Annotated in this window: 13 protein-coding genes and 1 other annotated feature; of the genes, 3 read left to right on the top strand and 10 right to left on the bottom strand. The window is 38.8% G+C overall.

Features of this window, described 5'->3' with window-relative positions; translation table 11 throughout:
* Positions 1 to 249: 249 nt before the first annotated feature.
* Both cls and mecA read right to left on the bottom strand, forming a co-directional pair.
* Positions 250 to 1755: a cardiolipin synthase gene (gene cls / locus NSS70_RS06280; RefSeq protein WP_339211161.1), complete on the bottom strand. Its 1506-nt coding sequence runs from the start codon at positions 1753 to 1755 to the stop codon at positions 250 to 252.
* A 118-nt stretch (positions 1756 to 1873) separates the two neighbouring features.
* Positions 1874 to 2536, bottom strand: coding sequence for an adaptor protein MecA (mecA, locus tag NSS70_RS06275; RefSeq protein WP_063387000.1), 663 nt, complete (start codon positions 2534 to 2536; stop codon positions 1874 to 1876).
* 268 nt (positions 2537 to 2804) lie between these two features.
* On the opposite strand from mecA, the gene NSS70_RS06270 reads away from it, so the two are divergent.
* Positions 2805 to 3461, top strand: a complete 657-nt coding sequence (locus tag NSS70_RS06270; RefSeq protein ID WP_144596613.1) for a TerC family protein — start codon at positions 2805 to 2807, stop codon at positions 3459 to 3461.
* A gap of 50 nt (positions 3462 to 3511) precedes the next feature.
* Here NSS70_RS06270 and spxA read toward each other — a convergent pair whose 3' ends face one another.
* Positions 3512 to 3907 carry a transcriptional regulator SpxA gene (spxA, locus tag NSS70_RS06265; RefSeq protein WP_063387002.1) on the bottom strand — a complete coding sequence of 132 codons (396 nt, stop codon included), beginning with the start codon at positions 3905 to 3907 and terminating at the stop codon, positions 3512 to 3514.
* Positions 3908 to 4247: 340 nt separating this feature from the next.
* Positions 4248 to 4466, top strand: a binding site (T-box leader).
* 47 nt (positions 4467 to 4513) lie between these two features.
* Here spxA and trpS point away from each other — a divergent pair.
* On the top strand, positions 4514 to 5506 hold the full coding sequence (gene trpS, locus NSS70_RS06260) for a tryptophan--tRNA ligase (protein ID WP_066248353.1): 993 nt from the start codon (positions 4514 to 4516) through the stop codon (positions 5504 to 5506).
* A gap of 115 nt (positions 5507 to 5621) precedes the next feature.
* On the opposite strand, the gene NSS70_RS06255 is transcribed toward trpS, so the two are convergent.
* The 5 genes from NSS70_RS06255 to NSS70_RS06235 all read right to left on the bottom strand — a co-directional run bounded on the left by NSS70_RS06255 (position 5622) and on the right by NSS70_RS06235 (position 12045).
* Positions 5622 to 6374, bottom strand: coding sequence for a YjbA family protein (locus NSS70_RS06255; RefSeq protein WP_066248356.1), 753 nt, complete (start codon positions 6372 to 6374; stop codon positions 5622 to 5624).
* 136 nt (positions 6375 to 6510) lie between these two features.
* Positions 6511 to 8157 carry a peptide-binding protein gene (locus tag NSS70_RS06250; RefSeq protein ID WP_327847688.1) on the bottom strand — a complete coding sequence of 549 codons (1647 nt, stop codon included), beginning with the start codon at positions 8155 to 8157 and terminating at the stop codon, positions 6511 to 6513.
* A gap of 91 nt (positions 8158 to 8248) precedes the next feature.
* Positions 8249 to 9028, bottom strand: a complete 780-nt coding sequence (locus tag NSS70_RS06245) for a DUF2268 domain-containing protein (protein ID WP_340881091.1) — start codon at positions 9026 to 9028, stop codon at positions 8249 to 8251.
* 770 nt (positions 9029 to 9798) lie between these two features.
* Positions 9799 to 11043: a beta-ketoacyl-ACP synthase II gene (gene fabF / locus NSS70_RS06240; RefSeq protein ID WP_063387007.1), complete on the bottom strand. Its 1245-nt coding sequence runs from the start codon at positions 11041 to 11043 to the stop codon at positions 9799 to 9801.
* A gap of 69 nt (positions 11044 to 11112) precedes the next feature.
* Entirely contained in the window at positions 11113 to 12045 is a 933-nt protein-coding gene (locus tag NSS70_RS06235) for a beta-ketoacyl-ACP synthase III (RefSeq protein WP_063387008.1), read from the bottom strand.
* Between the two features lie 213 nt (positions 12046 to 12258).
* On the opposite strand from NSS70_RS06235, the gene NSS70_RS06230 reads away from it, so the two are divergent.
* The gene (locus tag NSS70_RS06230) at positions 12259 to 12531 is read left to right on the top strand and encodes a hypothetical protein (RefSeq protein ID WP_063387009.1); all 273 of its coding nucleotides are present in this window, start codon (positions 12259 to 12261) and stop codon (positions 12529 to 12531) included.
* Positions 12532 to 12586: 55 nt separating this feature from the next.
* On the opposite strand, the gene NSS70_RS06225 is transcribed toward NSS70_RS06230, so the two are convergent.
* On the bottom strand, positions 12587 to 13537 hold the full coding sequence (locus NSS70_RS06225; protein WP_340881090.1) for a BMP family ABC transporter substrate-binding protein: 951 nt from the start codon (positions 13535 to 13537) through the stop codon (positions 12587 to 12589).
* A gap of 274 nt (positions 13538 to 13811) precedes the next feature.
* Positions 13812 to 14660, bottom strand: coding sequence for a hypothetical protein (locus NSS70_RS06220; RefSeq protein ID WP_327873811.1), 849 nt, complete (start codon positions 14658 to 14660; stop codon positions 13812 to 13814).
* Positions 14661 to 14713: the final 53 nt, after the last annotated feature.

Here is a 14713-nt window from a genome sequence, read left to right as displayed (position 1 = left end):
AAAATCCTTTCAAAAGCAGCGTTTTTCATAAGTTTTAAAAGATGCCAGAAACACTTCATGTAAAAATATACTTTTTTCAAAAACGCATGCTTGCCGCTAAAGAGGCGGAAGTTAGATGTTGCTTCATTCGTTTCAATAAAGGTTCGCCATTTTACATCGTGACGGTCGGCAATTCACCCGTGGTGTTGTGAAATCCGCTCAAATAGAGCTTTATCCTAAAAAAAACACCGCTGTATCAAAAACGGTGTTTTATAATAAAGGAGACAAAAGCCGCGACGTTGATTCAAACAGCTTTATATATAGCGGGCGTTTTTTGAATTGTTCAAGGTCGATGACACTTGAATTTTCAATGTCTCGAATATAATCCTCTACAAGCGTTTCAATGCTGTCCGTTCGGTATAAAAAAGCATTTACTTCAAAATTCAAATGAAAACTTCTCATATCCATATTCGCCGTACCGATCGATGCCAGTTCGCCATCAACAATAATGATTTTGCTGTGCATAAACCCTTTTTCATATTCGTACACTTTAACCCCGGCTTCTAAAAGCTCCGGAAAATAAGATCGCGACGCATAAAATACAATCCGTTTGTCAGGCCTTTTCGGAACGAGGAGACGAACGTCAATGCCGCTCAGCGCAGCAATCTTTAAAGCGGATTTTATATCCTCGTCAGGAATAAAATACGGAGAGGCGATCCATATCGAATTTTTTGCGGAAACGATCATCGAAAAGAACAAGCTTTTAATGACCTCCCACTTATTATCAGGACCGCCGGCGATTAGCTGAACGCCTCCTTCTTTATCGTCCATTTGAAAATGAGGCAGCAAATATCGATCGGTAAGTAGCTTCTGCCCAGTCATATAATACCAATCCTGTAAAAAAATAAGATTGAGCGTCCGTACTCCTTCCCCTTCGAGCATCATATGCGTATCCCGCCAAAAGCCGAAATACGGATTTCTTCCCAAATATTCATCTCCTATATTTAAACCTCCGACAAAGCCGACTTTTCCGTCAATCACAATAATTTTACGATGATTGCGAAAGTTAATATTGTTAGACAAAAACGGAAGCTTTACAGGTAAAAATGGAACCATTTCCACCCCGGCATCGAGGAGCTCCTTCCTGTATTTTTTGGACAGCTTCCAGCTGCCGACTGCATCGTATAAAAATCGAACCTCTACACCGTTTTTCGCTTTTTCGATCAACAGCTTTTTTAATTTTTGCCCAATTACATCATGCCGAACAATATAGTATTCAAGATGAATATGATCTTCCGCCTTTTGAAGCTCTCGAAAAATATGGTCAAATGTTTCAATGCCGTTCGTCAGCACCTTTGTATTTGTCCGAAAAGAAATCGGACTGCGGCCAAGCTTATGGGCAAGCTTAAATAATAGGCGCTGGTGATTTCTCATGAATTTAATTTTATCTTCATATGTATGAAATTCAAATTGAGCATAAGCTTGCTCATCTATTAAAGCTTTTTTCTTAAATAGACGATGCTTCCGGACATTTCTTCCAAAAAATATATAAAAGAAGAAGCCTATTAATGGAAATCCTCCTAAAACAACAAGCCAAGTAAGCGTTTGAGTTGGGTGGCGGTTTTCCAAGAAAATAACAAATCCGATAAAAATGATGGATAACGTGAACAAAATGGAAACGGCTCCTAAAAACCATTCCTCCCAGATGTTCTTAGTTAAATACAAGATGATAGCTAGACCAATGGCAAAAACGATTACTTGCAGAAATTTTCTCATAAGCTTCCTCCAGGCAATCGATATTTCTTATCTCTCGATTTGGACATATCTCATTTGATCTGAGATATTAAGCGTTCCTTAAGTAAAAAAGACCGATTTCGAACATGAAATCGGCAATTTAAGAAAAGTGCGTTTCGATTTGTTCCAAGGCATTGTCCTTCATAATCAGCTTTCCGTATTCTTCAAGACGGTGAATTGTCATCCTTGATTCCTGACCGTATTCAAGCATAATGCTGAGCAAATTTTCAATTTGTTCATCGTCTTTATCCGAAAATTCAACGAATAAATAATATTTTTGTTCAAATACATATAAGCTATTCAAAAATCCGTCCAAACGATGGGATGCTAACGAAATAACGTCTTCAAAGTCCTGAAACTTTATGACAAATTGCAATTGCGCCGTTTCATCTTTCTCATCTGAGGAAGATCGTTCAGACATATTAAAATGTTTGTCCAACAAAGATTCTATATTCTCATCAACCGGGATTTCTCTTAATTTTTCATCGACTACCGGAAGCTCCAGCTTTTGTCCGTCTTTTGACAGCTGTGCTTTTGTGACAATGACTTCAAGCCCTTTGTCATTGGCATGAACTTGAATCCATAACGGACCTTCAAGCGGAAAGTCTTCTTCATCATTAATTTCATCCATCATTTCCCAAAACAGCTCTTCGCTTCTTTCTCTGTTATACCAGATTTCTTCTCGGTCAAATCCTCGTTCTTCTATGTCAACATATGAAATATAAAATTTTACTGTGTTTTCATTAATGCGTTCGATTTCCATTTGAACAACCTTCCCTTCTTTTTAAATTTTTGGAAGGGACAATAAACCCCCGAATTCGTTGCACTTTTCTTTCCTAATTTAAAAAATTTCCAAATTTTCATCGCGAGCACCAAGTTGTTCAATTCTAATTCTATTGTATGATAAATCACTTCATAAAGAAATAAAAAAAGCCTTGATTTTGAAAAAAACCGTTATTTACCTATTAAGCATAAAATATTTCGTTTTTCATATATATTGTACGAGCCATAATTTGAAAAGAGGTTGACTGATGGATGAACAATTTTTCACATCTTTATTCCTTATCATTGGCATTGACCTCATATTAGGAGGAGATAATGCCATTGTCATTGCGCTGGCATGCCGCAATTTGCCGGAAAATCAGCGGAGGAAAGGAATTTTATTTGGAACAATGCTCGCGATACTCAGCCGAATTTTGTTAACGGTACTGGCTGTCCATTTATTGAACATTCCTTTTTTACAGTTTTTTGGCGGATTATTTTTAATGTATATTGCCTTTTTATTATTGACAGGAAATGAAGGTGAGCATACTTCCGTGAAAAGCCACCGCTCATTGTGGAAAGCCATCCAAACGATTGTTTTGGCTGACCTTTTTATGGGATTTGACAATGTCATTGCGGTTGCTGGAGCAGCTGGAGGAAATATCTTTCTTGTCATAACAGGTCTTCTTATATCCATTCCGATCATTATTTGGGGAAGCAGATTCATCATGTCTGGCATGTCCCGATTTCCTTTGCTCATTTACGGGGGCGGAGGAATATTAGCTTATACAGCAGGTAAAATGATGGCAACGGATGAAAAAATGACCCCTCTGTTGAAAACTGAAGCTGTTGCACAAACTCTCCCTTATTTCACAGCTTGTCTCATCCTTTTCTTTGCCCTTTTTTACAACATAACAAAAAAATAACAGCCTTCCGCAATCTATTTTGCTTTGCGTACGGAAGGCATCATTCCCTTTTAATTTGCCATTCTCTGAGCTTCTCTCAGCTGGTAGGTGCGAATTTTTCTTGGCAGAAAGCGTCGTATTTCATCCTCGTTATAACCGACTTGAAGACGTTTTTCATCTATCAAAATCGGGCGGCGCAAAATTCCAGGGTTTTTCCGGATAATATCATACAGCTCCTGCAAAGGAAGCGATTCAACATCAACCTTCAATTTTTGAAAAACCTTTGAACGAGTGGAAATAATTTCATCTGTTCCGTCTTCTGTCATACGAAGAATTTCTTTAATTTCTTCGATCGTTAACGGCTCGGAAAAAATGTTCCGCTCTCTATATTCAATTTGATGCTTTTCTAACCAAGATTTTGCTTTTCTACAAGATGTGCAGCTCGGAGATGTATACAATATTACCATGCCAATCACTCTCCTTTTCGTGAAAAATATAGGTGTATATATAAAAACTATGCCAATCTCACATTAAAATAAATTTAAAAAAGTAATTTGTATTGATTATTATACTATAAAAAAGCGACTTCGCCTATATGTTTTTATTTCTCAAATTATAACAAAAATGTTACAACCGGTGAATGATGATCATTTTCAAGGCCATTTTCTCAATTAACACCTCTTTTCTTTCTCTACTCTTCTTTTCCCCTTTTTTGGTTCGATCAAACATGAAAAAGAAATTTTTTCAGAAAGACGCTGAGAAGTTGCAAAGAATACACAATTTTTTTATAATCATCTGTAAATGAATACATAGGCGATGAGAAAGAGAAGTACATGCCGAAAACAGTTTTCAGAGAGTTTGTGGCTGGTGGAAACAAACACTGTCCGGTATGGAAATGGACTTTTGAGCTCTCAGCTGAAATCAGTAAGCTGCGGCGTTTTTGTCTTGCGTTAAAAGACGAAAAGTGATTTCACATGAAAGTTTGTGAAATAATTAGGGTGGCACCGCGGTCCATTCGTCCCTATACGGACGGATGGGCTTTTTTATATATAAAAATCAGGAGGAGTTTGCACATGAAAACGATCTTTTCAGGAATTCAGCCTAGCGGCACGTTAACACTCGGAAACTATATCGGAGCAATGAGACAATTTGTAGAGCTCCAGCATGAATATAAATGCTATTTTTGCATTGTCGATCAGCATGCTATAACTGTTCCGCAAGACAGACTTCAATTAAGAAAAAACATTAAGAGCCTTGCTGCATTATATTTAGCAGTCGGCATCGATCCGGAAAAATCCACCCTATTCATTCAATCGGAGGTGCCCGCTCACGCGCAGGCAGGATGGATGCTTCAATGCGTTTCTTATATTGGCGAGCTTGAAAGAATGACACAATTTAAAGATAAATCTAAAGGGAAAGAAGCTGTTTCAGCAGGACTGTTAACTTATCCGCCTTTAATGGCCGCCGATATTCTTTTGTACAACACGGACCTTGTTCCAGTCGGCGAGGATCAAAAACAACATTTGGAATTGACAAGGGATTTAGCCGAAAGATTCAACAAAAAATATGCAGACATTTTTAAAATTCCAGAAGTCCGCATTCCAAAAGTCGGTGCTCGGATTATGTCGCTTCAAGATCCGACGAAAAAAATGAGCAAATCCGATGCGAATGAAAAATCGTTTATTTCCCTTCTCGATGATCCAAAAAAAATTGAAAAGAAAATTAAAAGCGCTGTGACTGATTCAGACGGGGTGGTTCGTTATGATAAAGAGAACAAACCTGGCATCTCCAACCTTTTATCTATTTATTCAATTTTAGCTGGCGTGTCAATTGCCGAGCTGGAAACAAAATACGAAGGAAAAGGCTATGGTGAATTTAAAGCGGATTTGGCAGAAGTCGTCATTAACACTTTAAAGCCGATTCAGGAAAAATATTATGAGCTCATTGATTCTGATGAACTTGATGACATTTTAGACAGAGGCCGGGAGGAAGCAAACAAAGTAGCATCCAAAATGTTGAAAAAAATGGAGAATGCAATGGGATTGGGAAGAAAAAAACGAAAATAAAAGCGCTAGCGAACGAATGACGATTGATGATGGAGCTGATTAAACAAAACAAATATACTAGCTTAAAAAAATATTGTTCGATAAAAAGAGGGCGGCTGATATAGTGCCCTCTTCCTTAATTTACTTTCGGTTCTTGCTCCATTTCCCAAAGCTTTTCAAAGAAAGGCTGCCCTTTTATTAATCGTTCGCATAATTGTTCATGCTTTTGAGACCATCCGACAATCGCTTCCTCATAAAGCATAGTCCAAATTTCCTCAAAACCGAGTGATTGAATTTGACCATACATGTACGGATTCCATTCCGTATACCAATATTTCATTTCCGCCGTATTTTTTGTCGATTGCAATTGATCAAGAGCCATAAACAAAAGCTGTTTCAGCTGTCTTTCTTTGCGGGTTAATCCGTGCATATATTCAGGTGCAAGGGATAAAAGATGATAATCTTTTTTGTCTTTGTCATTTGTTTGTGAGAACTCGTATGATTCCGGCTCTAAATCCTTCACCATGTCATATACAAGCTGCTCTTGTCTTGGGATAAGCCGGCTTTTGCGAATTGGCGTCGTATATCCGATCGTATCTACTGCTAAAATGCCGTTGCCATCCGAAACAACAAAGCAATAATCTAGCTGAATTCTCTCATGGTTTTTCCGGGCATATGCCTTCTGGTAAACATCCTTTAAAAGTTTTTCAGGCAGTTCTTTTAAGTCATTTTCAATATAATCATAAAGTTCTTTACTCACTTTAATCAGCGGTACTTGGTCTAACAGTTCAACCTTATCATCCTTTCTCCATTCATGAAAATGACAAACATTATAACCATTTTCTTCTCCTTCAAACCAGTTTACCCAAACATCGTACAAATTCAGCATAATTAGCCCCCTTACTACAAGACTGTTTGTCATCATTATGGTCAGTGGAGAAGGTTTTTATTCCAAATTTTTCATTGCCCAAAAAACTTTTCTTCATTACGTATTCCACTTTTGATCAATGCGGATTTCAGGCCTGTCAGCTTTCAGAAAAGGACCATTCATGCACTTTATAAAAGTAATTTTTCGGATGAAAAATATAGCCGTTTAATCGTTCAGGCAACGCCCGAAATTCCTTCGGATAGTATAAAACTGTATATGGCTGTTCATCCTCGATAATTTGAAATATCTCCTTGTAAATTTGTTTTCGTTCGCTTTCGTCCATTATTTTTCTAGATTTAGACAACAGCAGGTCGGCCTGTTCGTTTTCCCACCAAACAAAGTTCAATCCATATTCTCTCTGACTGGAATGGAAAATATCAAAATGATTCGGAAATTTAGATAACGACCATTCTAAAATCAACGCATCGTAATCCCAATTCGGCGGTGAAATTTGCTTAATTAAATCTTCCCATTCCCAAAACTCCGTTTTCACGTCAATTCCGATCTCTTTCAATTGTTTTTGCACGAGCAACGCAACTTTTTCGCGAACAACATTTCCTTTGTTCGTTTTTAACGTAAACGAGAAATCTTTTCCTTCTCGATCCAGTATGCCGTCCCTGTCCGTATCTTCCCATCCCGCTTCTTTCAGCAGCTTTTTTGCTTCTCTCCGGTTATACTTTAATGTTTGAATTTCGTCGGTAAAAATAGAAGCAATAGGCGTTTCTGGAATATGTGCTTCCTTTCCTTGTCTGTGCAAAATCTTGCGAACGATAGCTTTGCGGTTGATCGCCATCGTCAAGGCTTGCCTTACTTTTTTATCTTGAAAAAGTTCGTTTTTTTCATTCCAGCCGATAAACACATAAGAATGGGAAATGTTCGATTGAACGTCCAATCCTCTTAACCTTTTTATTTTTTTTACGTTGGTTAGTTCTATTTCAGGGGCGTAATGAACCTCGCCATTTTTCAGCTGTTCGTAAAGAGCTTCCTGATTATGAACAATTTTATACTTGATTGATTTGATTCGAGGCTTCCCTAAAAAATAATGTTCATTTGCGGCCAGCTCTACGAATCCATTCTTTTCCCATTTTACGAACCGAAAAGGCCCAGTGCCCACAGGCTGTGATGTATTAAACTTATGCTCCTTTAATTTTGCAACCTGTACATTTTTCAACAAATGCTTCGGCAATATGCCGTATGATAATGTGACTGGAAGAAAGGAGGCGTCTTTTTCTCTTAAACGGAATTTCACTGTATACTTATCAAGCTTTTCAATGCTTTCAATCATTTCAAAGTCTGAACTTCTTTCGCCATTATAATCAGGGCTTAAAGGAATGCTGTAAGTAAAAACAACATCATCCGCCGTTAATTCTTTTCCGTCATGAAATTTGACCCCGCGCCGAATAGTGACCGTATATTCAAGTCCATTCTCTGATTGCTGAATCTTTTCAGCCAGATGCGGTTTCGGCCGCAGCTGCTCATCAACTGTCACCAGTCCATCAAAAAGCATCCCTTCTAACTGCGAGCTTGATTCATCTAGAGAATACAAAGGATTAAAAAGCTGCGGCGATTCAGTTGAACCGATTATAAATGTTTCCGGAACAATCAGCGGATCGAGCTCTTCCTCCTTTATCTCCTTAACCGTTGGTTGCGGCTTTCTATTATAATCCAGACTTGAGCAGCCATGTAGAAGCAATAAAAACAAGAGAATCGATATATACAGCCATGGTCGTTTTAATCGTGCCAAATCCATTCCCCCATCATTGGAAGTTTCGTTCTATTTTTTATTCATATTCACAGTCTGTCCAAATTATTAATAAATATAGAAACAAAGGAGCCTATTCCTTTGTTTCATAGCTTTCCACGAATTGTTCGGCAGGCAAATAAAAGCTTTCTTTTGTTGAAAACGGTTTTTGTTTATAAAACGTTTGTACGATATCATATCCAATTGCATATCCAAGCATGGTCGGATAAAAGCCTTTTCCGAACAAAAGCTGATCGAATAACGGATGGTCCCATTTTATGTCTTGATTCGGAACAATTAAATTTTTCCACCAGCTGTATAGTTGTCTCTTCGAATATTTTTTCACCCAATTTTTTACATGCTGCTCACCTATCGTTCTGTAAACCGTATGCTCCGCCAAACCTTCCAAAATAATCGCATCAAGAAGCGTATAGTCTTTTTCGTGCTTCGGATTTTTCCTAAGCCTGCAAATATGATGATATTCGTGAATCAATAGCGCAATGAGCTCATCATTTTTTACATCCGGCGATAAAAATAAAAACATTTTATCCTGAAAAGACAACCCCGAACGACCTTTAAAATCTCTCCCAAAAAAACTTTTTCGCTCTTCAACAGGAAAAATAAAAATAGGGACATCTGGACCGTTCCATCTTTTCTTTAACTTCAAAAAAATGTTATTTGCTTTTGTCCAAATATTCGAATCATCAGCCTTAACAAGCCAATGTTCATAGCCAGTTCGAAGCATGCCGTATTGTGACAGGTAGTGATGGATTTCATCCGCTTGTAAATGGTGAAAATATTTCTCTAGCTTTTCACAAAGCTCGATTGGATTCCGGCTTTCCTTCAACCAGTTTTTTGTGTCAATAACTCCCAAATCTTCGCACCTCCTTTTCTACACTATTCATTAGAAAAGAAAGATGTTTGAATTTTTTTAAATCGAGTAGGAGGGAGCGATTAACTCCCGTCCTCTCACACCACCGTACGTACGGTTCCGTATACGGCGGTTCAATTAAGATAATTGACGCAAGTCTTTATAACTTCCGTGAATAGCTGTTCTCTTTATGCCAGTGGTCACTCCACCCTCCAAGAGATCTCCCACGGGATTCACCGCTTCCTCCCTCAAGTGAGGTACTACGTTTTCTGTGTTCATCATGACTCACTGAATGCCAAGGGCTATTCTCTCTTAATTGTTCGGTCCTTCTTAGTTGTTCTAGACCAACTAATACTATGACCTCTGCTGACTTCTGACTGTTCAGCTATCTATCACTAGATAGGTTACCAAGGTTACTTGGCGTGCCAGCCAGACCTCCCCGGGTAAGAGTGTAATCTTTCCTTCCATCCATCTGCTTCATTTACTCTGTATCACCTTCGGCAGAAAGGGCTTTGTTTTGTCTTGCAAACTCACCCAGTGATACCTAGCCTCATATGAAGTTCGTGTTCCTCAGACCGGAAGTTTGCCGCTCGCTTCCTTCAGATTCCGCGTCACCACGGACACCCTTGCGTTAGCTAACTGCTACTTCTGCCTTCGCAGCTCGGGACTTTCACCCTATAGATTACACCCATGCCGGGCGCACAAGAAAAACCGCTACTGCCTGTTTAGGCAATAACGGTTTCATATAATCCTTAATTTCCTATATGTTGACATCAGGCTTCTTCAAATTTCTTGAAAACGAGCGTGGCGTTATGTCCTCCGAAACCAAGGGAATTGCTGAGCGCCGCCCGAACTGTTTTTTGTTTAGCCTGATTAACAGCATAATCCAAGTCACAGTCAGGATCAGGTGTTTCATAATTAATTGTCGGAGGAATTATATTTTCTTTCACTGCTAAAATGGTGAAAATGGCTTCAACTCCTCCTGCTGCTCCAAGGAGATGACCTGTCATCGATTTTGTCGAGCTGACGGTTAATTGATAAGCATGGCTGCCAAAAACTTCTTTAATCGCCGATGTTTCAAATTTATCATTATATTCGGTACTTGTTCCATGGGCATTAATATAATCGATATCTTCCGGTTTTAAGCCTGCATCTTGAATTGCCATTTTCATTGCACGTGCTCCGCCTTCTCCGCCAGGAGCCGGTTGTGTAATGTGATAGGCATCGCCTGTTGATCCATAGCCGACGATTTCTGCATAAATGTTTGCTCCTCGTTTTAAAGCATGTTCCAGCTCTTCAAGAACAAGTATTCCTGCACCTTCTCCCATGACAAAGCCATCGCGGTTTTTGTCAAAAGGACGGCTAGCAGTTTTCGGATCAGGATTTGTCGACAACGCTTTTGCTGCACTGAAACCTGCAAAAGCCATCTTGGTCAGCGGCGCTTCTGTTCCGCCCGTAATCATCACATCGGCATCGCCACGTTGAATTACTTTAAAGGCATCGCCGATTGAATTTGATCCTGTTGCACAGGCAGTGACTGTACATGAATTTGGACCTTTCGCGCCGATCGCTATGGACACCTGTCCGGCTGCCATATCAGGAATCATCATCGGAACAAAGAAAGGACTTACACGTCTCGGACCTTTTTCCAGAAAAGTTTCGAATTGCTGTTCATACGTCTCCATTCCGCCTATGCCTGAACCGATCCAAACACCTACCCGTTCACGGTTTTCATTATTTATTTTTAAACCTGAATCTTCAAGCGCCATCAACGAGGCGGCTAATGCAAATTGTGTGAAGCGATCCATTTTCCTCGCTTCTTTCCGATCCATAAAATCTTCAGGTTTAAAATCGTTTATTTCGGCGGAAACTTTGACAGGAAATATGTCTTTATCGACTCTCGTCAATTCTCCAATGCCTGATACACCTTTCAAAGCATTTTCCCAGCTTGTTTTCGCATCCAATCCAATCGGTGTCACGGCACCGATGCCTGTTACAACTACTCTACGTTTTTCCATATCATTACACCTCGCCTTTTTCGGTTTGTATGACGGAAAAAAAGCATTTTTATTTTTGATTGATTGATTTTACTGTCCCCATCTTAATGCAATGGCTCCCCATGTTAAACCTCCGCCGAAGCCGACCATCACAATAAGATCACCATCTTTTATTTTACCAGCTTTTACTTCTTCGTATAAAGAAATTGGTATTGATGCTGCGGAAGTATTCCCGTACTTGTGAATCGTCTTGGACATTTTCTCCTCCGGCAATTCAAGCCGTTGTCTGGCGGCTTCCATAATGCGGATATTTGCTTGATGCGGAATGAGAAAGTCAACATCTTCTTTCGTTAATCCCGCTTTTTCCAGTACATTAATGCTTGATTCTCCCATCTGCCGCACAGCAAATTTAAATACTTCACGCCCGTTCATCACAATATGGCCTTTTTCATATAAATGCTTGCCGCCGCTTCCGTCCGCTCCTAGCTCAAATGAGAGAATCCCTCTGTCATCACTTACCTCTCCTAAAACAACCGCCCCGGCACCATCCCCAAATAAAACACCTGTTGAACGGTCATTCCAATCCGTAATTTTCGAAAGCTTTTCGGCTCCAACGACAAGAATTTTTTTATAAGCTCCTGTTTGTATAAACTGCTCTGCCGTTGCCATCGCATAAATAAAACCTGAACATGCGGCGCTTATGTCCAAAGCAGCAGCCCGTTTTGCACCAAGTCTTTCCTGCAGAACACAGGCAACTGACGGAAAGGATTGATCAGGTGTTGCGGTCGCAACTATAATCATATCGATTTCTTCCGGGGAAATTTTTGCATCTTCAATGGCCTCTAATGCCGCTCTTGCGCCCAAATCCGATGTTTTCATATCATCTGAAGCAATTCTCCGCTCTTCAATGCCGGTTCTTGTTCGAATCCATTCATCAGACGTATCCATGATTTTTTCTAAATCATAGTTAGTCACAACTTTTTCCGGTATATAACGGCCTATCCCGATGATCCCAGCTCTCATCAAGAACATCTCCTTCACAAAAAATTATTATCAAATGTTATGACTTGGTACTAATTTTATATTATTTTTCTACTTATAGCAATATGCTTCATAACAGTTAACTACAGGTTTTCTTGTTTTTGACTGATAGATTGAGCTAATCGTCTATTCCTTACTCAGTTTTGTTTCATAAAATAGGATGAAAAGGAAAAAAGAACGGAAGGTGAAACGGGAATGAGTGATGAAAACGTAAACGAGCGGCAGGAAGATGAAAAAGAGAAAGCAGAAGCACCAGAACCCGATTTTTTTACCCAATTTATGTTCGGCCGGCAGCTTCCGGTTCATTCTGAAAAAACTTCCGAAAAAAACGAGCAAAACGAGCAATCAGACTATCAAAAAATTTTTGAGCAAGTCGATGATATTGTGACAAAATTATCTGAGCTGAAGCCAATTATTAAAGAAATAAAGCCGTTCGTCAATCAAATTAAAAAACTATTTAAAAATTAAGGGGATGAATTCAACCATCCCCCAAAATTTTTATTTTATTTATCTCACCATAGCATTATTCGTTAGGCAATTTCCCTGTTTTCTTATATTCTTCCACATATTTTAAAACTTTATTTTTAAATTCTTTATCTACTAGAGGGCTGAACTTCCCTAAATCAATCACACCATCTTGAAAATCAAAATATAAATTCCCGCTTTCCAGTTCGCCTTTTATAAATTTTTTTGCGACTAATAAATACAACTCATCCACATGCTGTACTGTGCTTGTTAAAACCATTTGTTCGCTCAAATCACTTTGATCTGAAACAAAGCCAATTGAATATATTCCTTTTTCCTTCACTTTTTCGATCACTGGCACGTTGTATCTGTCGCCTGCCGGATAAACAACATCTACATTTTCTGCGACAAGCTTATCGAGCTTCTCAAGCGCCAAGTCAATATGATCAAACCCTTGGACATATTCAATGTGAATGGTTACGTTTGGATTTTCAAATTGCGCCCCTTGATAAAACCCCTCCACTTCAGGCTGCCACTCAAAAGCGGCAATAATTCCGATTTCGTTTGTTTTTGTCATATGTGCTGCCACCATTCCTGCGAAAAAGCCCATGGCATGCGCCTCAAAATTTAAACTTGTGGCATTCGGGCCTTTTGCATCACCATTAAAAAAAACGAAATGAATATCTGGATATAGATCCAGCAAATCTCTAAAAAAACCCTCATATTCGTGACCGTGCCCGATAATTAAATTAACTCCCTTTCCGTGAAATTCTTCGACCGCCTCCCTCACCGCCGCTTCGGAATTCATTCCTTCTTTATAAAAAACATCTACATTCAGCTCAGACTGAATTTTTAACAGCCCTTTATACCCTTTTGTCCCCCAAACTTGATCATTAATCGTTTCAGGAACGAGCAAACCCACCTTTTTCAGTTTTCCTTTTTCTGATGCTTGTCCGCAGCCAACGAGAAATAATAAAATAAAAATGATCACAAACATTTTTTTATACATACCAAGCAACTCCTTTAAACCAGTGAACTGCATCATCATTGAAATGGTGAGGTTTCTCAATAATCGAAATGATTACATATCGATCTCAGCTAAGTTCAAAACGATCTTTTGAATTTACGGTCAATTTGATTGTCACGAAATATAGCTTATGAGGCGTTTCTCTAGGAAGCTTCCTCTTTAACACGATGTATATTTAGTACTAAAATTTTCACGTTTCACTTCATTCCTCTTTTATTTTGCTATACGCCGTCAATGAAGTAAAGAAATTTTATATTTAGGTATAAAGTCTGCGTGTATTGTGCAGGAAAAAATCTTTTAATTCTTGCAAACTCTTTTCAATGTTTTCGACCGTCTTTGGAACAACTAAATGATGTTCGCTTTTCGATATAGGCTTGTAAATGTAATGAAAAATGTCAAAAAAGCTCATCACCTTCTTGATGCGCTCTTTGTCGTCGGAAATCAAGTAAATTGTTTTTTTCGCAAACAAATCTTCGTCAAATTCTGTTAACACCGGAACTATTTCATCAATATGAAGAATGTCGCGAATGACAATTTTTTCATTCGCATTCGTCTTGGAACGGCTGATGCCTGTACATTCCAACAAACTGTTCGAAATCCAATGGCCTAGCGGCTGCCAAGGTCCGAAAACGGTTGGAAGATAAACAAATAAATAAGGGAAAGTCCATTTTTGTCCTATTTGCTGCATCCAGCTGTCAATTTCTTCATCCCTATCTTCCTGCGGATTTTCTCCTTCAAGAGAAAATATAAAAATAATCGGAGTCTGCTTGAGGGATGCGATTTCGACCGTTTTTTCCAATCGGTGTTTTTCAGCTTCATCGTCTATCGGTTGATGATCTGTTTGACAATAATAAATCAAATCATATTGCTTTTTGGAAGCATCCTCTATCCAGCTGTCTTCTTCCAATAAATGAAAATGTGCGTTCCGCCCGAGCCACATCATTTCTTCTTCGCATATTTTTTTTTGCAACGGATTTTTAGGAACGATTACCACTCCATCGACTAGTAATCCTTCCTCTACCAGTTTTGAACATATATGAAAGCCTTCAAATTGATGAACCCCAACAATTAAAATATGTTTACACTGCTTTAAGGCAGTTGACATTTTGAAAACCTCCTTTATGAAAAAACTATTATTGTATCGTATGCGAAAAAAGA

The organism is Aeribacillus sp. FSL K6-2848 (genome assembly GCF_038004325.1).
Classification (GTDB): Bacteria; Bacillota; Bacilli; order Bacillales; family Aeribacillaceae; genus Aeribacillus; species Aeribacillus composti.
This window is presented reverse-complemented; position numbering and strand designations above follow the sequence as displayed.